Genomic DNA, 19,721 nt, shown 5'->3' with positions numbered 1-19,721 from the left:
AAACCTGAGGAAGCTTCGGAGTAGGGCGGGTCGGGGTCCGGGGCCAGTCAGGACGCGAGGAAGCGCTCGTACCGTTCGGCGGCGCGGCGGAAACCCGCCAGGGCGGCCGGGCCCAGGGGCTTGGCCTCATCGAAGGGAACGGGTACGACGGCGGCCTTCCGCCCGCTCCCCTGCCTCGCCCAGGTGCCGGTCACCTCGCCGCCAGCCACGACGGCCTTCTTGAACACGCCATTCCCGCCAGGAACGATCTTCTGCGCATGCTCGGGCGGCAGCACGATGCTTCGGTCCGTGTACCCGAGGACAAACTCATCGAACCCCGGAAGGGCAAGAACCGAGCGCTGGCCTGGCACGCCGTCGTCCAGCAGTGCCGCGGCCTCCGGCGACATCCAGTACTGGGTCCCGTCGTACTCAAGCTCCACCAACTCGCTGTTAACCGCTGGCAGGGCCCGCCGCACCTCGGTCAGAGGAATGCTGGACCACCACGCGAAGTCGCGCAGCGTGGCGGGTCCATGGCCGCGCAGGTACCTCAGCAGCAGCTCGGCGACCCCCTCCTCACGGCCCAGGTCACGGGACATTGTGATCCAGTGGCCGAACGCAGCGAACTTCTGCTGGTTGCCGTCCAGCGGCCCGGGCACCAGTGTGGCGCTCTGGCACAGCATCCACAGCAGGTGAATCCCGCGCTGCTCCTTAGTGGGCTGCCCGGCCGCCTCGAAGGCCGCGAACAGTTCGCCGCGGCTGGCGGCTCGCCCGCCGTCAACCAGTTTGAGCGCGACATCCCGGCAAGCATCAATGTCGCTGCCCGTGATTTCCAGTTGCCGGTGCCGGCCGGCCGTGCCCTGGACCATCCGGGCCGTGGTGATGCTCAGGATCCAGCGCAGATCCTCGGGCGCCAGCAGGTGCAGCGTCCCCCGCATGGGCCAGGACCGGACCACGGACCCGTCATCCAGGGCGCGGCGGACGTCGCTCACGCCTGCGCCGGGAACCCGGATACCCACCGCCCACAGCGCCGCTTGGAGATCCTGGGCCTGCATCGCGGTCATCGAGCGGACTGCCTCCGGCACCCCGGAGAATCCGGCCCCCAGCAGGCCCTGCGACGCCAGCCTCAGCCGGCCCATCACCTTGGGCGTAACCCGGATCCTCACCGTTGCAGCCATGGACCCATCCTAGGGCTCCCCGTATCCGAGCAGCCCGGTTACCGGAGCAGGCGCGGGCAGACCTAGAGCGAGAGGCCGATCAGGAGCGGTTCGGGGTGCAGTTCGATGCCAAAACGCCCGACGACGCCGGCACGCACCTCGCGTGCGATCGCCACCATGTCGGTGGCGCTGGCCGAGCCGCGATTGGTGATGGCCAGGGTGTGCTTCGTGGACAGCGAGGCCCGGCCCCCGGAGACACTGCCCGCCTCCAGCCCGAAGCCCTTGCCGAATCCGGCGTTGTCGATCAGCCACGCCGCGGACAGTTTGACCGCGCCATCGGGGCCGCCCGGGTACCGGGGAGCGTTGTCGGGGAGTCCGTCAGCCACTGCAGGCGGCACGATCGGATTGGTGAAGAAAGAGCCCGTGGAGTAGGTGTCGCGGTCGGCCGGGTCCAGCACCATGCCCTTGGAGGCGCGCAGGCGCAGGACCTCGCGGCGGACGTCGTTCGAGTAGGCGCGCTGGCCCTGTTCTACGCCCAGAACCCGCGCCAGCTCGGCATAGCGGATGGGTGCGCTCATGCGGCCCAGCGGCAGCTGGAACTCGACCGTCAGCACAACGTAGCGCGGAGAGCCGCTGACGGTGGTCTGCTTGAGGATCGAATCCCGGTACCCGAATTTCAGCTCCGAGTTGGTGAACGTCTTCACGGCGTTGCGCTCCCGGTCCCACGTGCGGACCGCGGCGATGGTCTGTGAGACGTCCGCGCCATAGGCACCAACGTTCTGCACGGGTGTGGCTCCGGTGGCGCCGGGAATCCCGGATAGCGCCTCAAGGCCGGACCAGGCGTGGAGCACGGCGTGCTGTACCAGCGCGTCCCAGTTGTGGCCGGCCTGGACCACCACGGATACGCCGCCGCAGGAGTCCTCTGCGTTGACGGTGAACCCCTCCGAGGCGATTTTCAGGACGGTCCCGGGGAACCCGTCGTCGGAAATCAGCAGGTTGGAACCGCCGCCGATGATCAGCAGCTGCTCACCGGCGGCGTCCGCGGCACGCACCGCCTCGATGATCTCGGCCTCGGTGCGGGCCTCGACATATTTGCCGGCGGGACCGCCGACGGCGGCCGTGGTCAGATCGGAAAGCATTGGAGGGGTCACCATCACCTCACGCCAACCGGACGAGGGCCTGGGCTTTCATGAGGACCTTCTGACCGTCGAACACCACGGTGAGGTCCACGCGCGCGGTGCGCGCATCGGCATCCAGCGCGCCGACCGCGCCGCTGACGTCGATCACGGCACCGGCGTCGCCGGTTCCCGTGGTGTCGGAGACCAGCACCGGCTTGGTAAAGCGGGTCTGGTAGTCGACGACGGCGGCCGGGTCACCGGCCCAGTCGCTGACCAGCTGCACGGCCGCACCCATGGTGAACATGCCGTGGGCGATGACGCCGGGAAGCTCGACACCGGTGGCGAAGGCCTCGTTCCAGTGGATGGGGTTGAAGTCGCCCGACGCGCCGGCGTACTTGACCAGGTCCTGCCGGGTCACGTCGATGCTGCGGCCACCAATGTCCTGGCCGACGCTGAGTTCTTCGAATGTGGGGCTCATGGCTACTGTCCCTCTCCGCGGACCAGGATGGATGACTTGGTGGTGGCTACCGGCTCGCGCCCGTCCCCGTCCGTCAGTGCAAAGATCTCGCTGCGGGTGGTGATCATGGCACCTCCCCCCATGGCGCGTACACCGTCGACGTGCAGTTCCGCCACGAGCCGGTCGCCGGCAAAGATGGGGCGGTGGTGGGTGAAGCGCTGGTCTGCGTGGACGACACGGGAGAAGTCGATGCCGGCCTCCGGATCCTCGATCAGCTGGGCGTCGGCGCGCTGCGCGATGATGATCGCGAACGTGGGCGGTGCCACGAGGTCGGGGTGTCCCAGGCCCTGCGCGGCGTCAACATCGAAGTGGGCGGGGTGCGTGGCCTTGACGGCGCGGGCGAACTCGCGGATTTTCTCGCGGCCAACGTCGTACACCTCAGCGGCAGGGTAGCTTCGGCCCTGCAGGTCCGGATTGATAGTCATGGGTTCAAGCCTATCGGGGCCGGCGTGCAGGTCGGATGCGTGTCATTATTTCCTGATGTTCTTCCGGATCCTCTGGCCGCGGACCACCATGCCGACCATATGCAGCACGAGGCCCAGTCCTATCACCGGCAGGGACGCGATCATGAGCACCTGGTTGGCGGTGACGTTGCCCACGATGTTGAGGATCAGGCCGCCGGCGATAAGGCCCATTGCGATGAAGACCAGGATTTTATAGGACTTGGGTGCGGTGACCCAGAATTCGTGCAGCACCGTGCCAGTTTACCCAGTCAGGGCGGCGCGTTCAGAATAGGGCTTCCTGCACCGCCGGCACCTCCGAGCTGTACTCCCCCGGTTCCACCAGGCGCCCCTTCAGCAGCCCGAGGTTCACCACGAAGTCCAGCTCCGAGCCGTCGAGGCCGGCCAGGCCGTGGCTGCCGCACAGGGCTTTGAGCGTGAAGCCGTGGCTTCCGCCGTGCATCCCGTGCGGGTAGGCGTGCCGGGAAACGGCCGCGCACAGCTCCGCGGCCTGCGCCGGACGGATCCACTGCTCATCCACAATGGCAAAACCCCCGACGGCGGTGCCCGCCAACAGGGTCCGCACGTCCTCCGCCCCGCGCCGGTTGTGGAGGTCAAGCTCATCGGCGGGGAGTGGGTCCGTCAGGGCCGCGGCCTTCGCCGCGCCGCGCACCTGCTGGGCAAGGCCCGCTTCGCTCGTGGCCAAGTCCTCCAGGACACGCACCAGCCGCCCGTCCTCGGCCAGGGCAACGTACCGGGCCACCACCGCACCCTGCTCGGCCAGCCGGTTCCACTTGCGCGGCTGGGAGGCGGTGCCAATCTTGCTGGCACCGTTGGCGAACGTGGCGACGTAGAGCCAGTGCGGCTGCATGAGATAGTCCCGGAGGCCCGCCGGGACCCGCCCGCCGCGGTGGAAGTCGTGGATCAGCCGGGTGTCGTCTGCCAGCTGGCAGGGCTCACACTGGCTGCCCCGGACCGCCTGCGCACTGTCCGGGCAGGTGACGTGCCGGCGCTCGGCGGCGGAGAAAACCCTGGTGTGGCCGAGACAGTGCTTGCCGCCGTCCGCAACGCGGAACCCCAGGCGGGCGCCGGCGTCGAGCGCCATCTCACTGAACCCGCCGGAATGGTGCTGGAGGCGCAAAACGGGCCTGCCGCCGTCGGACGCTGCGGAAACGGCCGGCGGACCATCCCAAAAGACCCCGTGCACCAGATAACGGGTATCGGTCACGGGGCCTCCTGGTAATGCTGATGGCGCTTACAGCGCGGGCTGCACGCCAAACGCTACCGCGAGCTTCATGATCTTCTCTGCGCGGCCGAGGCGGGGCAGGTCGGAGCCGTCGCGGATGACGCGGCCGTTGGCTTCGAAGTCCGCCATGAAATCGGTGGCCCAGGCGACGTCCGACGGCGTGGGGCTGATGACCTCGTTGATGACGCTGGTCTGGTCGATGGCCAGGCACAGCTTTCCGGTCATGCCCATCATCACCGTGACGCCGGTCTGCTCGCGCAGGATCGGGTGGTTGGTGCCCACGGTGGGGCCGTCGATGGGGCCTGGCAGGTTACCCACCCGGCTGGCCACGACGAGCTTGGCGCGCGGGTAGGCCATGGCCTCCTGGGTGTTCGCCATGCCGGTGTCGCGGCGGAAGTCGCCGGAGCCGAACGCCAGGCGGAATGCACCCTGGGCCTTGGCGATGTGGTTGGCCTCTTCGATGCCGAGCGCGGACTCCACGAGCGGGATGACCGGGGTCTTGCCGTCCATGCGGTGGAAGGACTCGGTGACCTGGTCAGCCGACTCCGTCTTGGCCAGCATGACACCGAGCAGCCCCGGCGTGCCGCGCAGGCCCGCGAGGTCGTCGGCCCAGAACTTGCTGGTGGCGTCGTTGATCCGCACCCAGGCCTGGCCGCCGCCGGAAAGCCAGTTCACGACGTTCTCGCGGGCGGCATCCTTCTGCGAGGGGTCCACGGCGTCTTCGATGTCCAGGATGATCGAGTCCGCGCGGGACACGGCGGACTGGTCGAAAAGCTCGGTTTTCATTGCGTTGACAAGCAGCCACGAGCGGGCGATCTCGGCGGGGATATTGCGTTCTTGCCGGGTGATCTCGGCTGTGGAGGAAGACGTCATGGTTCTACCGTATCGGGCGGGCGCCCGTATGCGCGACGCAGATCGGCCCGCCAGGGCAGACCAATACGAACAAAAGGCGTCAGCGCAGCGCCCAAATCCCACAGTGTACCGCCCGTCGGGGGGTCTTTACTGCCGCCTGTCACGGGGATTCACCGGCCGCAACGGGGCGCCTCATGTCCCGCTGTTGCGCCGTGTTTCCGCGGATTTCCAACGGTTTCCCGCCGTGACCGGGGCGCTTTCCTGCTTCGTCCGAGTGCGCTTACATCGATCCATCGGCCGTTGCAGCGGCCGGAGCGAACGTGGCGAACCAGCCAACCAACCCCCTGAAGGAACCACCAATGAAACGACACCTGACCATCCTGAGTGCTGCGGCCGCCGTCGTCATCGCCTTGACGGTGTCCGGCTGCGGCGGGAGTGCCGCCGGCGATGACACAGGCCGTACCGGCGCTCCCGGCGCCAACGAAGTCAAGGAGCTCCGCTACCAGGGCTGGGCCAACAGCGTGACCCTTCCCGAGCTGGCGGAGGACCTCGGCTACCTGGGTGACGTAAAGCTGAACTGGGTGGGCAACACCATCAGCGGCCCCCAGGACATCCAGTCCGCAGCGACGGGCCAGACCGACTTCGGCGGCGCGTTCGCCGGCGCCGTGGTGAAGCTCGTTGAGGCCGGCGCTCCGGTGAAGGCTGTCATCAACTACTACGGCGAGGACAGCAAGACCTTCAACGGCTTCTACGTGAAGGAAGACAGCCCGATCAAGACCGCCCGGGACTTCATCGGCAAGAAGATCGCCGTGAACACCTTGGGCGCCCACTCCGAGGCGGTCATTAACACCTACCTCCGCAAGAACGGCCTGAGCGCGGACGAGATCAAGCAGGTCCAGCTGGTGGTGGTTCCGCCGAACGACACGGAGGAAGCCATCCGCCGCGGCCAGGTGGACGCCGGCTCCCTCGGCAGCATCCTGCAGGACAAGGCCGTTGCCAACGGCGGGCTGCGGTCCGTCTTCAGCGACTTCAACCTGTTCGGGGCGTTTGCCGGCGGGCCCTACGTCTTCCGGGAAGACTTCCTCGCCCAGAACCCCAACACGGTCCGGACCTTCACCACGGGCGTAGCCAAGGCCATCGAGTGGGAGCGGGCCACGCCCCGCAAGGACGTCATTGCCCGGCTCACCAAGATCCTGAAGGAACGCGGCCGCAACGAGAACCCGGCCGCCCTGCAGTACTGGAAGAGCGTCGGCGTCCCCGCCAAGGGCGAAATCAAGGACGAGGACTTCACCCGCTGGGAGGAATACCTGAAGTCCGTGGGCATCATCAAGTCCGATCTGGACACGAAAAAGCTCTACACCAACGAGTTCAACGGTCTCCTGACCGCTTCAAAGTAACGCCTGACCCGCATTACTGCCCAATAGAAGCTACCCCCCCCGATTCAAAAAGTATCCGCAGCACAAAGTGAGGAAAGAACGATGACTGTCATTACCGAAACAAAGCTCGAATTCTCCAAGCTGGGCTCCCGCATCGGCGCCGAGATCCGCGGCCTGGACCTCAGCGGCGACCTGTCCGCAGAGACCGTCGCACAGATCCGTGCAGCCCTCAACGAGCACAAGGCCCTGGTGTTCCGCGAAGCCAACATCCTTACCGACGAGGCACAGGTGAAATTCGCCAGCCACTTCGGCCCGCTCACCAAGGCGCACCCCACCGTTGCGTCCGTTGAGGGCGAGGAGAACGTCCTCCCCGTGGACAGCGAGAACGGTTCGGCCAACAACTGGCACACCGATGTCACCTTCGTGGTCAACCCGCCGCAGGCGTCCACCCTGCGCAGCATCGACCTCCCGGCCTACGGCGGCGAGACCCTGATCGCCTCCTCCGCCGGAGCCTACAGCGACCTGCCGGAGGAGCTGCGGAACTTCGCCGACACCCTCTGGGCCATCCACACCAACGACTACGACTACTCGGTGCCCAAGAACCTGGAGCACGCGAACGCCGAGGAGCGCCGCAAAGAGTTCACGCGGCTCAAGTTCGAGACGGCCCACCCCGTGGTCCGTGTCCACCCGCTGACCGGCGAGCGCGGGCTGTTCATCGGGGGCTTCGCGCAGCGCCTGCGCATCGTGGGTCTGTCCAACACCGAGTCCAGGGACATCATCCGGCTGCTCCAGGCCTACGTGACCCGTCCGGAAAACGTGGTCCGCGTGAACTGGGAACCGAACCAGCTGGTGCTCTTCGACAACCGGATCACGCAGCACTACGCCCCGGACAACTACGACGGCCAGCCGCGCAAGCTCAACCGCGTCACCATCGCCGGGGACATCCCGGTGGGCGTGGACGGCAAGCAGAGCCAGGCCCTGAAGGGTGATGCCTCCACGTACTCGGAGATCGCCGCGCTCTAGGGTCGCTTCCCGCCGGGAGGGCGCCCGCCCAGCTAGCTCGCATTAGTTGTCGTTTTGAGCCGTCAAAACGACAACAACTGCGAGCTAGTTGGGTTTAAGGGATGTTGCTCCCGCGGGCCGTGACCCACAGGCGGTACCACTCGGCCCGGGTCATGCTCTGGGCCGCGCGCGAGGCCCCGGCGCAGGCACGGATCCGGTCCGGGTTGGCGGTGCCGATGACCGGCGCGATCCCGGCCGGATGCTTCATCAGCCACCCGAGCAGCACAGCCTCCACCGTAGTGTCCTTCTCCCGGGCCATCTCCGCCAGCAGCTCGGCTGTGGCGCTCTCGGCCGGGGTGGGCCGTTCGGGCGGGTTGCCGGTGTAGTGGCCGCGGGCCAGGGCACCGTAGGCCTGCAGCGTGATCCCCTGCCGGGCGCAGTACTCCAGCGTCCCGTGCGGAAAGCTGTAGCCGTGGGCATCCGGATGGTTCACAAGCACCGTGCTTTCCAGCCAGTCGCGCTTGAGCAGGCTGAGTTCCAGTTGGTTGGCCACCACCGGGGTTTCCAGGCTGTCCTGCAGGAACTCGATCTGGGCGGCGGACATATTGGACACGCCCAGCGCCCGCACCTTGCCCTCCGCCATCAGCTTCCCGACGGCGGCCGCCACCTCCGCGGGGTCCATCAGGGGATCCGGGCGGTGCAGCAGGAGGAGGTCCACGTAGTCGGTGCGCAGGCGTTCGAGGCTGCCGTTCACACGCTCAATGATCGCGTCGCCGCTGAGATCGTAGTGCGTCTCCAGCCCGCGCTCGTTGAGGCGGATGCCGCACTTGGTCTGCAGCCGGATGCGCTCGCGCAGGCCCGGCGTTGACGCCAGCACCTCACCGAAGACAGCCTCGGACTTGCCCCGGCGGTAGATGTCCGCGTGATCGAACAACGTAATGCCTGCATCCAGCGCCGCGTCGACGGCGGCAGCGGCCTCCTCGACGTGGTGGACGTCATGCGGTTCGTCGGACCATCCGCCGCCAAGGCCCATGCAGCCGTAGATGAGCTCCTGCGCGGACGATGGAACGTTGTGATCGGTCATTGCTTCACTCTTTCATGAGTCGCGGCAGACGCACAGGTGGCGGCGCCCCGGCCGGGCACCGCCACCTCTGCTTGTTGTGGAGTTATGTCAGCGCAGCCAGGCCGTGGTGTTGGCCGGCAGCTTGCCGCTTTCCAGCGGTGCGCTGCTCACCAGCACCGTGCCGGCAGGGAGGTCGACGGCGGTGTCCCCAAAGTTGGTGACCGCCTGCCAGCCACCGGGGCGGCTGAAGTGCAGGACGTCCGGGTTTCCGGTTTCGATCCATTCCAGCTCTTCGGCGTCCTGCAGCTCACGGCGCAGCTTCAGGGCATTGCGGTAGAGCTCCAGCGTGGAGCCCTGGGTGCCGTCCTGCGCCTCGACGGCGTAGCTGCTGAACCAGTCGGGCTGCGGCAGGTGTGCGCCGCCGTCGCCGAACCCGAAAGAGGTGCCTTCCACCGCCCACGGCAGCGGCACGCGGCAGCCGTCACGGCCCACTTCCACTCCCCTGTTGCGGAAGAATGACGGGTCCTGGCGTTCGGACTCAGGGATGTCCGCCACTTCCTGCAGGCCCAGTTCCTCGCCCTGGTACAGGTAGGCGGAGCCGGGCAGCGCGAGCATGAGGAGCGTTGCGGCGCGGGCACGGCGCTGGCCGAGCTCGGCGTCGAGTTCCTTCTCAGGTCCGCCGGCCAGCAGCCAGGCCTTGCCGTCCTGGCCCTTGGCGTGCTTGCCCTTGGATCCCTTGGGCAGGCCGTAGCGGGTAGCGTGCCGGACGACGTCGTGGTTGGAGAACACCCAGGTGGACGAGGCGCCGGTGGCGGCCGCCTCGGCCAGGTTACGGGTGATGATCTCGTGGAACTCCTCCGCGTCGAAGTCCGCCTGCAGGAGGTCGAAGTTGAACGCCTGGCCCAGGCCCTCGGGGCTGGCGTAGCGGGCACGGCGGGTGGCGTGCACCCAGGCTTCGGCGACGGCGGTGCGCGGCGGGTTGTATTCGTTGAAGACTTCGCGCCACTCGGCGTAGACCTCGTGCACTTCGTCGCGGTCCCAGAACGGGTGCGACCCGTCGTCGAACCCGTCCGTGCCGGTGTTGGCGGCGCTCAGCTCCAGCTTGGACAGCAGCGGTTCGGTGAGGTCCTTGGTGAGCGCGTGCGCCACGTCAACGCGGAAGCCGTCCACCCCGCGGTCTGACCAGAAGCGCAGGGTCTTGAGGAAGTCGTCGCGGATTTCCCGGTTGGCCCAGTTCAGGTCCGGCTGTTCCTTGGCGAAGATGTGCATGTACCACTGGCCGGGGGTGCCGTCCGGTTCGGTGATGCGCTCCCAAGCGGGGCCGCCGAAGACGGAGTCCCAGTCCGACGGCGGGAACTCGCCGTTGGGGCCCTTGCCGTCACGGAAGATGTAGCGGTCCCGGGCCGGTGAACCCTTCGGGGAGGCGAGGGCTTCCCTGAACCATTCGTGCCGGTCCGAGGAGTGGTTCGGGACGATGTCCGCGATCAGCTTGATGCCGGCGGCGTGGAGCGCGTTGGCCATCTCGTCGAAGTCGTCCAGTGTGCCGAGCTTCGGGTCCACGTTGCGGTAGTCGTCCACGTCGTAGCCGCCGTCGGCGAGCGCCGAAGGGTAGAACGGGCTGAGCCAGACGGCGTCGATCCCGAGGGACTTCAGGTACGGGACCTTGGCCGTGATGCCCTTGATGTCGCCCAGGCCGTCACCGTTCGAGTCGGAAAAGCTGCGGGGATAGATCTGGTAGACGGACGCCTGGCGCCACCAGTTCGGATCGGCCAGGCGGTCGGAATCGGAAAGGGTTGCCAGCGTGGCGGTGGTGGACAAGGGATGATCCTTTTCTTGTGGGTGGGGTTGTTGCTGGACTGGTTTGATGGGTCTACTTGACGGCCCCGCGCATGACTCCGGAGAGTACCCAACGCTGGGCCAGGATGTAAACCACCAATGTGGGGGCCATGGCCATCAGGTAGGACGCGAACGCGAGGCTGTAATTGGTGTTGAACTCTCCCTGGAAGAGCATCTGCACCACCGGTAGGGTCTGCAGGGCGGGATCGGCGATCATCATCTGCGGCAGCAGGAAGTCGTTCCATGAGCCGAGGAAGGCGAAGATGCCCACGGTGGCGTTCATCGGGGCCAGCAGCGGGAAGATGATCTTCCGGAACACCTGCCAGGTGGTGGCGCCGTCGAGCCGGGCCGATTCCTCCAGCTCCACCGGGATGGAGCGCACGAAGGCGATATACAGCAGCGTGTTGAACGAGATCCCGCCCAGCACGTGCAGGAACACCACGCCGCCCGGGTTGTCCAGGCCGAGGAGGGCCGTCTGCTTGATCAGCGGCAGGATGATCACCGGGAACGGGATGAACATGGCCGAGAGCAGGTACACGAATGAGCCCCGGAAAAACCTCCGGTTCCAGTTCCTGGCGATGGCGTAGGCCACCAGCGAGCTGCAGGCCAGCGAACCGAGGACGCTGAAGACCGTGACAAAGGCGGTGGACATGAAGGCAACCGGGAAGTTGGTGGCCACATAGGCGGCGGCGAAGTTCTCCCAGTTCATCGGGTTCGGCCAGGCCAGGCCTGTGCCCGTTCCGATCTGGTCCGGGGACTTCAGTGCCATGGCTACGGTGAAGTACAGCGGCAGCAGGACAGTCAGGGACGCCACCAGCATCAGTGCAGTGAGCCACCAGTTGACCTTGTAGCCTTCCCGGCCGGACTTGCGGGTCCTGCCGGACCAGTTCTCCCTGCGGAGCGGGTTCGTGCGGTTCCCCGGAGAGGAAAGTGTGGATGCGGTCATTAGAGAGAAACCCCCCGGCGCTGGATGAGGCGCAGCTGGATGACGGAGATGAGCAGGGTGATCAGGAAGTAGATGACCGCGTTCGCCATCTGGTAGGAGTAGTCCCCGCCCGTGAAGCCGGAGAAGATCCGCATGGCCACGGACTGGGTGGCCATGCCGGGACCGCCGCCGGTGAGGCCCACGATGATTTCGTAGGTCCCCAGGAAGCCCTTGAAGCCGAGGATCACGTTGATGACGAGGTACCCCAGGATCAGCGGCAGGGTCAGGCTCAGGAACTGCCGGAAGCTGCCGGCGCCGTCGAGGTCGGCGGCTTCATACACCTCGGCCGGTACGCTCTGCAGCCCGGCCAGGTAGATGATGGTGGCGCCGGGAGCCGCCTGCCAGACCGTGACCAGCACGATCGCCAGCCAGGCGAGGTTCTCGTTCGCCAGGATGCTCGTGGCCAGCGGCGTCACGCCGAAGCGGTCCGCCAGCACGGGCAGGGTGTTGGAGAACAGGTAGTTGAACACGAAGGACACCACCAGGGCCGAGAGCACCATGGGGATGAAGAACACGGTGCGGATGCCGGTGCGCCACTTGATTTTGGCGTTCAGGCCGAGAGCGATCGCGAGTGCCACGATGTTGACCACCACGGTGGTGGTCAGGGCGAAAACGAAGGTGAAGATGTAGGACTGCAGGATCGCCGGGTCTTTGAATATGTTGACGTAATTGGACAGTCCGATGAACTTCCAGTCGCCGTAACCGGCGTAGTTCGTCAGGCTGAAGAACACGCCGACGAGTGCCGGCAGGGTGATGAAGAAGGCGAACAGTGCCAGGACCGGCACCACCATCCAGTAGTAGGTGGGGTCGATCCTGTTCTTAGACCTGATGGCCCGCGACGTGGCTTTCGGGGGAACTGTCGAAGCGGCGGGCTGCGATACCTGCGCCATCTCGGAGGTTGTAGTCATGGGGGCTCCTGGATTATGTCGGGTCAGACCGCGGTGCGCTCGGCGACCCGGCGCCATTCGTCGTCGAGGGCGGAAAGGAACTGCTGGCTGTTCTTGCCGTACACAAAGGCCTGGACGTAGTTGTACAGCGGGACCGACGGCGGGAAGTAGGTGGTGGCTCCCTGGTAGTACCGCCCCTCCCGCACCGAGGCGGCAAGTCCGGTGATCTGGGGATTCTCGACGGCGGGAGCTTCCTTAAGCGGCGAGAACGCCGCGTTCTTCTCGCTGTAGGCGTTCACCACCGAGGGGTCCAGCAGGTAGCTGACGAACCGCCGCGCCGCGGCCATGTTCGGGGTGTTGCGCGTGATGGACAGGGCCATGTCCACGTTCACCCGGACCTTGGTGTCCGCGGGGTTGTTCGTGACGGGCAGCGGGAAGCTGCCGAGCCTGACATTCTTGTTGGCGGCCACAAGCTGGGAAAGTGCCCACGGGCCCTGCAGGTACATCGCCGCCTGGCCCTTGGCGAACGCAGCATTGCCGTCCGCGTAGTTCTTGCTGGCGGCGCCCTTCTGCGAGAACGAAGCCAGCTCGAGCATCTTGGGCAGGGCCGGGCCGAAGTTGCTGGTGAACGACTCCGCGGCGTCCGCGCTGATGGCGGCGCCCTGGGCCGTGAGCCTGGCGAAGAAGTCCACGATGTCCAGGGCGCCGCCGGCCACGTAGTCGAACATGCCCTGCCCAAGGGTCCAGTTGTCCTTGAAGGTGCCGTAGATGGGGGTGATGCCGGCGGCCTTGAACTTTTCGCAGGCGGCGACGAACTCGTCCCACGTCGTGGGGACAGAGACGCCCTGCGCTTCGAAGATGTCCCGGCGGTAGATGACCCCGGCAGCGGCCAGGGAGAACGGGAGGGCGCTGGTCTCGTGCCCGTTGTACTGTCCCCACGAGCTGACCAGGTCCTGGATCTTGGGGTCGATCGTGGCCGCGGCGGGCAGGTCGGAGAGGTCGGCGAACACGCCCTTGCGGACGAAGTCGGCGGTGGCCTGGGCGAAGCCGCGGGTCACGACGTCGGGCGGGTCGTTGCGGACCAGGCCGGGAACGAAGTTGCCCTCGTTGAAGTCCTGGATGACGCGGATGTCCGGGTTGAGGGCCTCGAAGTCCTTGATGACCTGGTTGAAGTAGGCCACCACCTCGGGCTTGTTCTGCATGAAGCGCAGCGTGGTGACGCCGTTCTGGCTGCTGGGCACCGAGCCGCAGCCCGCCAGCGGAAGGACGGCTGCCGCGCCGGCGAGCCCGGCCGCCCTTAAGAGCGCGCGGCGGCTGAACTGAGTGTCGCGGGCAAGAGAAGTTGCGTTCACAGCGCGAAGGCCGGGGCGGAGTGCTGGCAGGTGGTGCGCCGCTGCGCATTGCGGAATGGGGAGTACTTCAAAGGGCTGTTCACAGTTGCTCCTTTGCAAAAGGCGGAGGAAAAGCTGGAAGGGAATTTCCGTGGGCGGTGGCCGTCCGGCCCACGAAGAGAATTTATATGGAATCTAAATTTAGTTCCTCAAGTATTATGTGGGGCAGAGCACAAGGAGGTCAACACCATGTCCGAAATGACGGCGGCCACACCCCAGCTGCTGCGGCGCGTGAGCGCCGGTGCAGTCCTGGACTTCATGCGCGCCTCGGGTGCGGTGACAGTCACTGAAGTCATCCAGGCAACCGGCCTGACCCGGGCCACCGCCATCTCCGTGTGCGAAGACCTCATGCAGCGCGGGTGGATCACCGAACTGGAGAACCAGCGCGCCTTCGGCGGCTACCAGAAGGGGCGACCTGCCCGGCGGTTCGAACTCAACGAGCGGGCCGGCTTCGTCCTTGGAATGGATGTGGGCTTCTCGAAGGCAACGGTGGTGGTGTCCGATCTTCGCGGCAAGGCGCTGGGACGGGCCAGCCAGCCGTTTGACATTGAGGACATTTCCGCCGAGGAACGGGTCGCGGTCATTGACCGGGCCGCCATGATGGCGCTGAACGGGGTCGGGGCCTCCCCCGACGCCGTACTGGCCGTCAGCGCCGGCATCGCCGCCCCGGTGGACCGGAAAGGCAACGTCCTCGCGTCCCAGCACTTCTGGGGGCTGTTCGACGTCGGCCTTGGGTCCGCGCTGTACAAACTCAGGGGATGGACGGTGCTGCTGGAGAACGACGCCAACCTGGCCGCCTTGGGCGACCGGTGGCGGGGCGCGGCGGCGGGTGTGGACGACGTCGTCGTGATCCTGGCGAGTGAGCGCTTCGGTTCCGGCGTCATCGAAGGCGGCCGCCTGCTCCATGGCAGCGGCGGTGGCGCGGGTGAACTCGCGTACCTGGACCTGGTGGAGGGCGTCGGCGACACGTTCGGCATAGCGACGCTGGCGCGGATTTGGGCCGCGGAGTCGCTGAAGGGCACCGCAAAGACGTCCCTTCGCGACCATGCGGCCACGGGGGCCGAGGCGGAGCACGTCTTTGCCGCCGCGGCCGCCGGCGACTCGGAGGCTCTGAAAATCCTGGACCGGCTGGCCGACAGGATGGCCCGGGTAATCGGCTCGGTGGCCACCATGATCAACCCCGAACTCGTGGTGATCGGCGGGGCCGTGGCCAACTCTGCGGGGGTCCTGCTCGGGCCCATTGCCGCCCGGTTGCCCGAGTTCACGGCCACCCCGCCGCGGGTGGCGGTCTCGCCGCTGGGGGATTCGATCGTGACAGTGGGCGCGGTTCGGCGTGCCCTGGACTACGTCGAGACGAACACCCTGGATTTGGAGCTCAACCTCCCGGCGTGACCCGGGACCGGCGTGATCACTACTCCGGCATGATCACTACTCCGGCATGATCATGGTCCGCAGGTCGAGCTGGCGCAGCACCCTGTCGGCCACCTCGGGGTCCATGTCCGGTTCACTGCGGGCCGCGACGACTTCCTGCCGTGCAGCGTCCAGCGCGATGGTCTGGACCGTGATGGCCAGCTCCCTGCCCCGCTCACGCTTCTCGGCCAGGCTCTCGTTGCGGAGGCTGCCGTCCAGCAGTTCGGCATGGAGCCGGGTCATCTTCTCCTTCACCAGCGCCACCTTCTCCGGTGGCAGCTCCTTCATGAGCTCGTTGTCCTTCAGCGCAGCGACGGCGGCTGCCTGCGCACGGCGGGCCAGGAGCCGCGCGGCGTCGCGCTCCTCGGTTCCGTCCTGGGACGCATTCAGGACCTTCATCAGCCACGGCAGGGTCAGACCCGGCAGGACCAGCGTGGCCAGCAGCACCGCACAGGCGATGACCAGCAGTTCGTCCCGGGCCGGGAACGGCGTGCCGTCCGCGAGCGTCAGCGGCAGTGCCAGCGCAAGGGCGAGGGTGGCGAGGCCGCGCATGCCGCACCATGTGAGGATCAGGACCTCCTTCGCGGAGGTCGGCTGCAGCAGGTTCTTCCGTCTGCGGGCGGAGAGGGCCAGCAGCCCCAGCCAGCCGAACCGTACAGCGAACACCAGGACGCAGACCACGACGGCGGTTCCCACCATGCCGAAGATTGCCGCGCCCTCCGCATGGATCACGTCCTGGATCTCGAGCCCCACGAGCCCGAAGGCAAGACCCGTCACCAAGAGCTCCACCACGTCCCAGAAGGCCGTCCGGGTCACCCGCTCCGCGGCGTCCTGCGGGCGGGTGTGCCGCTGCATCTCCAAGGCGGTGACCACAACGGCGATGACGCCGGAGGCGTGGAATTCCTCGGCCAGGATGTAGGCGGCAAAGGGCACCACCAGGGTCACGGCGCTGCGGGCCACCATGGAGGCCACGAGCCGCGTGATCAGCGACGTCAGCCAGCCCATGGCGATGCCGACCACGACGGCAAGCGCCGCTCCCACGACGAACTTGAGGACGACGTCGGGCCCTATCCGTGTGCCGCCGACGGCGGCGGCAACAGCGGCTTGGAAGATGACGATGGCGGCGGCGTCGTTGAATAGCCCTTCGCTCTGCAGCACCGTGATTAACCGCCGGGGCATATGCACGCGGCCGGCAACGGACTCCACCGCGACAGGGTCAGGCGGGGCCACCATGGCTCCGAGCGCGATGGCGGCGGGGATGCCGATCCCGGGAATCATAAGCCAGGCGACGCCGGCGACCACCGCGGTGGAGATGACCACCAGGGCCACGGCGAGCATGATGAGTGTGCGCCACCGGACCCGGAAGACGGCCCAGGAGCTCCGCTGGGCCGTGGCGAACAGCAGCGGCGGCAGGAAGATGGGCAGGATCAGCTCCGGCGGGATCTCGATGTCCGGGAAGCCCGGGATGAATGTCAGCGCAACGGCCAGCAGCAGCATCAGGACCGGATAGGGCAGCCGCAGCCGGTCCCCGAGGCCTACGGCCACCACAGTGGCGAGCAGGAGCCCGATGATGAGTGCCAGCTGGTCCATGTGCCCACTTTCCCCGGAGTGCGCCGCGCCTCTGGACCAAGGGCGGCCGTGCCTTTCAACCCTACCGGGAACACCCGGGGGCGCGGCCTCGCCGGCGGCGCTGCTCCCCGCCGGGCTGCCGCAGGGCTACTGCAGGGCGTCCAGCGCGGCCGCGACCGGCTCGGTGCCGTCTCGGAATTCGATGGTCTTGCCGGCGCTTCCGGGCCGGTCCAGCACCGCGGCGGCAACGATGGCCACGTTGGCACGCGAGGTGTGCGTGCCGGTGCCGGCGTCCTCGGGGTTCACGTCGATCAGCCCGTTCCCCGGCCCCTCGGTCAGGGAGCCCGGCCCCAGGATGGTCCATTCGAGGTTGGTGCTGCGGAGGTACTCGTCGGCGGCGGCCTTGGCCGCGGCGTACGCGTGGAAGCTGTGCCCCTCAGGCACCCCGTGGTCCGGGCCTGCGCCAAAGTAGGACACCATCACGTAGCGCCCGACGCCGGCCTCCGCGGCCGCGTCCATGGAACGGATGGCAGCGTCCCGGTCTACCGCGTAGGTGCGGGCCGGGTCCCCTCCCCCGGCGCCGGCTGACCAGACCACGGCGTCGTGGTCCCGGAGCGCGGCGGCGATGTCCGCCGTCGTCGAGTTTTCAACGTCAAGGACCGACGGCGATGCACCGGTGGCGGCGACGTCGGCCGCATGGTCCGGATTGCGGATGAAGGACGTGACGCTGTGCCCCTGTTCGGTGAGGAGGGCGGACAGTTGCAGGGCCACCTTGCCGTGGCCGCCGATGATTGCGATGCGGGTCATGTCCCCATTGTGTCCCACCTCCGGGCCGCAGGCGCCCGCCGCAGGTCATCAGCCCGCCCCTCTGCGTCCACCAGGTCATTCCGTCCGGTTGGCGTAACGGAGGAACACCGTGCCGTTGCCAAACCGCCGCTCCCCGAGCAGCTCAAGCCGGAGGCGGACGTCGTCCGGGAGGAAGCGCTTGCCGCCTCCCACCGCCACGGGCGAGAGGAACATCTGGAACTCGTCCACCAGCCCGGCCCGGATGGCGGCCGCGGCGAGCTCCGCGCCGCCCACCGCCAGGTCCCGGCTGGCCTCTGCCTTGAGCCGTCCGACGGCGCCGGCGCTGAAATCCCGCTCGATCCTGGTCCGGGCGGTGGTCACGTCCTGCAGGGTCCGGGAGAAGACCACCTTGTCCGCTGCCTTCCAGAGCTCGGCGAAGTCGCGGATGTGAGCGGGCAGGTCGGCGAGCTCGCCGAAGTCCTCCGGATGCTCCCAGGCGGCCATCACCTCGTACATCCGGCGGCCGAGCAGGTGGGTTCCAGCCGGCCGCATCTGCTCGTTGACGAAGGAATGCACCTCGGCGTCAGGCTCGGCCCAGTCGAAGTTGCCGTCCCGGTCCGCGATGTACCCGTCAACGGACATGAGCCCGGAGTAGATCAGTCTGGCCATGCCGGCTCCTCTTGTCCGCCTGCCTGCTTGTGTGCCTCCTGCAGCAGTCCGACCTTAGGTTCATGCCGCCCGAAAGACAACGGTTGCGCTGATTTTGGCGGCAGTCGCAGCGTTGCCACAGGATTGCGTCAAGACCTGATCAAGGATCCGATTCTCCCGCATCCGGCTGACATGCTGGTTGATGCATCAAGCAATTCGTACCGTTCCAGGATTCATCATGGGGGAATCATGCCGCTAGGCACGTTCAATCACACACGACCGTCCAAGCCCGCTGGCCCGTTCAAACAGGCCCGACGCCGGGCGGTTGCCGTCACTGCGTCCATCACGTCCGGCCTTTGGGTCCGGTCGCTCTCAGCCGCCGCCGTGGCCGCCGGCCTGCTGCTCACCGGACTCGCAGTCCCCGCCGAGGCTGCCACCTACTATTCCGCGCCGCTGCGCACCGCCGCCCGCGCCCTCGCGGTGGCCGCGGAGAACAACGCCGGCTACGACCGGACCCGCTACTTCGGCACCTGGCTGGACACCAACCGTGACTGCCAGAACACCCGGGCGGAGGTCCTGCTGCAGGAGGCAAAAGCCGGCGCAACGTACACCACTGCGCGCCGCTGCACCGTGCGCACGGCCCGCTGGGTCACCAGGTGGGACAACCGGACGCACTATTCGGCGTCGGCCGTGGAGATCGACCACACCGTTCCCGTCCACGAGGCGTGGGGCTCAGGTGCCCGCTACTGGTCGCAGGCTCGCCGGGTGGCGTTCTACAACGACCTCGGCGACGGACGGTCCCTGAACGCGCAGACGGCGGCGCTGAACTCCGCCAAGCAGGCGAAGGGGCCTGAGGCCTGGATGCCGCCGGCCAACCGCTGCGAGTACGTCGGCAACTGGATCGCGGTGAAGATCCGCTGGGGCCTGCGGGTGGACAGCGCCGAGAAGGCAGCCCTGATCCGCTACGCCGACTCCTGCCCGAACGTGCGCATCAGCGTCACGAAGGCTTAGGCCGGCGCGGGAGCCCCGCAGCCGAGAAGCCCCGCACCGCCCAACCTGAGCAGATCAGAACGGCGGTGCGGGGCTTTTTCGTGGGCCGGTGCTGTTTAAAACAAAAGCAGGCCAGGGGCTGAATGCCTCTGGCCTGCAGATTCTGTAGCGGTGGGGAGGCTCGATCTCCCGACCTCACGATTATGAGTCGTGCGCTCTAACCAACTGAGCTACACCGCCATGAATGAGAAAAACCCGTGTCAAGCCGGTCAAGACCGCCTTGACACAGGCCCTCATTCAGAGCCCCCCACCGGAATCGATCCGGTGACCTCGTTCTTACCAAGAACGCGCTCTACCACTGAGCTAGGGGGGCAACGAGTAAATACTCTACCCGAAGATTTCGCACTCAACAAATCGGCTGCCGAACGGGGTCCCCGAGGCCAAAAAAGCCCGGAATTACAGGCTCCGGGCG

At 67.2% G+C, this 19,721-nt stretch carries 19 protein-coding genes and 2 tRNA genes; 4 read left to right on the top strand and 17 right to left on the bottom strand.

Annotated features, from left to right (window positions below; genetic code table 11):
* Positions 1–47: 47 nt before the first annotated feature.
* The 7 genes from DBZ45_RS17660 to DBZ45_RS17630 form a co-directional block, all read right to left on the bottom strand.
* A complete protein-coding gene (locus tag DBZ45_RS17660; protein ID WP_111905155.1) occupies positions 48–1,154 on the bottom strand; it encodes a winged helix DNA-binding domain-containing protein in 1,107 nt (368 codons plus the stop codon).
* Between the two features lie 62 nt (positions 1,155–1,216).
* Entirely contained in the window at positions 1,217–2,284 is a 1,068-nt protein-coding gene (locus tag DBZ45_RS17655; protein ID WP_111905320.1) for a UDP-N-acetylmuramate dehydrogenase, read from the bottom strand.
* Positions 2,285–2,291: 7 nt separating this feature from the next.
* On the bottom strand, positions 2,292–2,729 hold the full coding sequence (locus DBZ45_RS17650; RefSeq protein WP_111905154.1) for a MaoC family dehydratase: 438 nt from the start codon (positions 2,727–2,729) through the stop codon (positions 2,292–2,294).
* A gap of 2 nt (positions 2,730–2,731) precedes the next feature.
* Positions 2,732–3,193 (bottom strand): FAS1-like dehydratase domain-containing protein, encoded by a 462-nt coding sequence (locus DBZ45_RS17645; RefSeq protein ID WP_111905153.1) that lies wholly within the window; start codon positions 3,191–3,193, stop codon positions 2,732–2,734.
* A 45-nt stretch (positions 3,194–3,238) separates the two neighbouring features.
* Positions 3,239–3,463 carry a DUF3188 domain-containing protein gene (locus DBZ45_RS17640; RefSeq protein WP_111905152.1) on the bottom strand — a complete coding sequence of 75 codons (225 nt, stop codon included), beginning with the start codon at positions 3,461–3,463 and terminating at the stop codon, positions 3,239–3,241.
* A gap of 31 nt (positions 3,464–3,494) precedes the next feature.
* Positions 3,495–4,436 carry a DUF2797 domain-containing protein gene (locus tag DBZ45_RS17635; protein ID WP_111905151.1) on the bottom strand — a complete coding sequence of 314 codons (942 nt, stop codon included), beginning with the start codon at positions 4,434–4,436 and terminating at the stop codon, positions 3,495–3,497.
* Positions 4,437–4,463: 27 nt separating this feature from the next.
* Positions 4,464–5,327 carry an HpcH/HpaI aldolase/citrate lyase family protein gene (locus DBZ45_RS17630; RefSeq protein WP_111905150.1) on the bottom strand — a complete coding sequence of 288 codons (864 nt, stop codon included), beginning with the start codon at positions 5,325–5,327 and terminating at the stop codon, positions 4,464–4,466.
* A 338-nt stretch (positions 5,328–5,665) separates the two neighbouring features.
* On the opposite strand from DBZ45_RS17630, the gene DBZ45_RS17625 reads away from it, so the two are divergent.
* Entirely contained in the window at positions 5,666–6,703 is a 1,038-nt protein-coding gene (locus DBZ45_RS17625; RefSeq protein WP_111905149.1) for an ABC transporter substrate-binding protein, read from the top strand.
* Positions 6,704–6,784: 81 nt separating this feature from the next.
* Complete coding sequence (locus tag DBZ45_RS17620; RefSeq protein WP_111905148.1) at positions 6,785–7,705, top strand: TauD/TfdA dioxygenase family protein; 921 nt, start codon at positions 6,785–6,787, stop codon at positions 7,703–7,705.
* 94 nt (positions 7,706–7,799) lie between these two features.
* Here DBZ45_RS17620 and DBZ45_RS17615 read toward each other — a convergent pair whose 3' ends face one another.
* The 5 genes from DBZ45_RS17615 to DBZ45_RS17595 form a co-directional block, all read right to left on the bottom strand.
* Positions 7,800–8,768, bottom strand: a complete 969-nt coding sequence (locus tag DBZ45_RS17615; protein WP_111905147.1) for an aldo/keto reductase — start codon at positions 8,766–8,768, stop codon at positions 7,800–7,802.
* An 87-nt stretch (positions 8,769–8,855) separates the two neighbouring features.
* Positions 8,856–10,565, bottom strand: a complete 1,710-nt coding sequence (locus tag DBZ45_RS17610; RefSeq protein WP_111905146.1) for a glycoside hydrolase family 13 protein — start codon at positions 10,563–10,565, stop codon at positions 8,856–8,858.
* Positions 10,566–10,617: 52 nt separating this feature from the next.
* Positions 10,618–11,529 carry a carbohydrate ABC transporter permease gene (locus DBZ45_RS17605; RefSeq protein ID WP_111905145.1) on the bottom strand — a complete coding sequence of 304 codons (912 nt, stop codon included), beginning with the start codon at positions 11,527–11,529 and terminating at the stop codon, positions 10,618–10,620.
* A complete protein-coding gene (locus DBZ45_RS17600; protein ID WP_111905144.1) occupies positions 11,529–12,476 on the bottom strand; it encodes a carbohydrate ABC transporter permease in 948 nt (315 codons plus the stop codon). Before DBZ45_RS17600 ends, DBZ45_RS17605 begins: the two co-directional genes overlap by 1 nt.
* A gap of 23 nt (positions 12,477–12,499) precedes the next feature.
* Positions 12,500–13,807: an ABC transporter substrate-binding protein gene (locus DBZ45_RS17595; protein WP_111905143.1), complete on the bottom strand. Its 1,308-nt coding sequence runs from the start codon at positions 13,805–13,807 to the stop codon at positions 12,500–12,502.
* Positions 13,808–14,035: 228 nt separating this feature from the next.
* Between DBZ45_RS17595 and DBZ45_RS17590 the strand changes: the two genes are divergently transcribed.
* A complete protein-coding gene (locus DBZ45_RS17590) occupies positions 14,036–15,238 on the top strand; it encodes an ROK family transcriptional regulator (protein ID WP_111905142.1) in 1,203 nt (400 codons plus the stop codon).
* A 36-nt stretch (positions 15,239–15,274) separates the two neighbouring features.
* On the opposite strand, the gene DBZ45_RS17585 is transcribed toward DBZ45_RS17590, so the two are convergent.
* From DBZ45_RS17585 to DBZ45_RS17575, 3 genes are all read right to left on the bottom strand, one after another.
* On the bottom strand, positions 15,275–16,846 hold the full coding sequence (locus tag DBZ45_RS17585) for a Na+/H+ antiporter (RefSeq protein WP_111905141.1): 1,572 nt from the start codon (positions 16,844–16,846) through the stop codon (positions 15,275–15,277).
* Positions 16,847–16,972: 126 nt separating this feature from the next.
* Positions 16,973–17,632, bottom strand: a complete 660-nt coding sequence (locus DBZ45_RS17580) for an SDR family oxidoreductase (RefSeq protein ID WP_111905140.1) — start codon at positions 17,630–17,632, stop codon at positions 16,973–16,975.
* 75 nt (positions 17,633–17,707) lie between these two features.
* Positions 17,708–18,280, bottom strand: a complete 573-nt coding sequence (locus tag DBZ45_RS17575) for a dihydrofolate reductase family protein (RefSeq protein ID WP_111905139.1) — start codon at positions 18,278–18,280, stop codon at positions 17,708–17,710.
* 228 nt (positions 18,281–18,508) lie between these two features.
* Here DBZ45_RS17575 and DBZ45_RS17570 point away from each other — a divergent pair, with 228 nt between their 5' ends.
* On the top strand, positions 18,509–19,270 hold the full coding sequence (locus DBZ45_RS17570) for an HNH endonuclease family protein (protein ID WP_111905138.1): 762 nt from the start codon (positions 18,509–18,511) through the stop codon (positions 19,268–19,270).
* A gap of 145 nt (positions 19,271–19,415) precedes the next feature.
* Here DBZ45_RS17570 and DBZ45_RS17565 read toward each other — a convergent pair.
* Together DBZ45_RS17565 and DBZ45_RS17560 are read right to left on the bottom strand one after the other, a co-directional pair.
* Positions 19,416–19,489: transfer RNA gene (locus DBZ45_RS17565), tRNA-Met, on the bottom strand.
* A gap of 61 nt (positions 19,490–19,550) precedes the next feature.
* Positions 19,551–19,622, bottom strand: a tRNA-Thr gene (locus DBZ45_RS17560).
* Between the last annotated feature and the right edge of the window lie 99 nt (positions 19,623–19,721).

The sequence above is a fragment of the Arthrobacter globiformis genome (assembly GCF_003261175.1).
GTDB lineage: Bacteria > Actinomycetota > Actinomycetes > Actinomycetales > Micrococcaceae > Arthrobacter > Arthrobacter globiformis_A.
The sequence above is the reverse complement of the archived record's forward strand: the minus strand, read 5'-3'. Positions and strand labels throughout refer to the sequence as shown.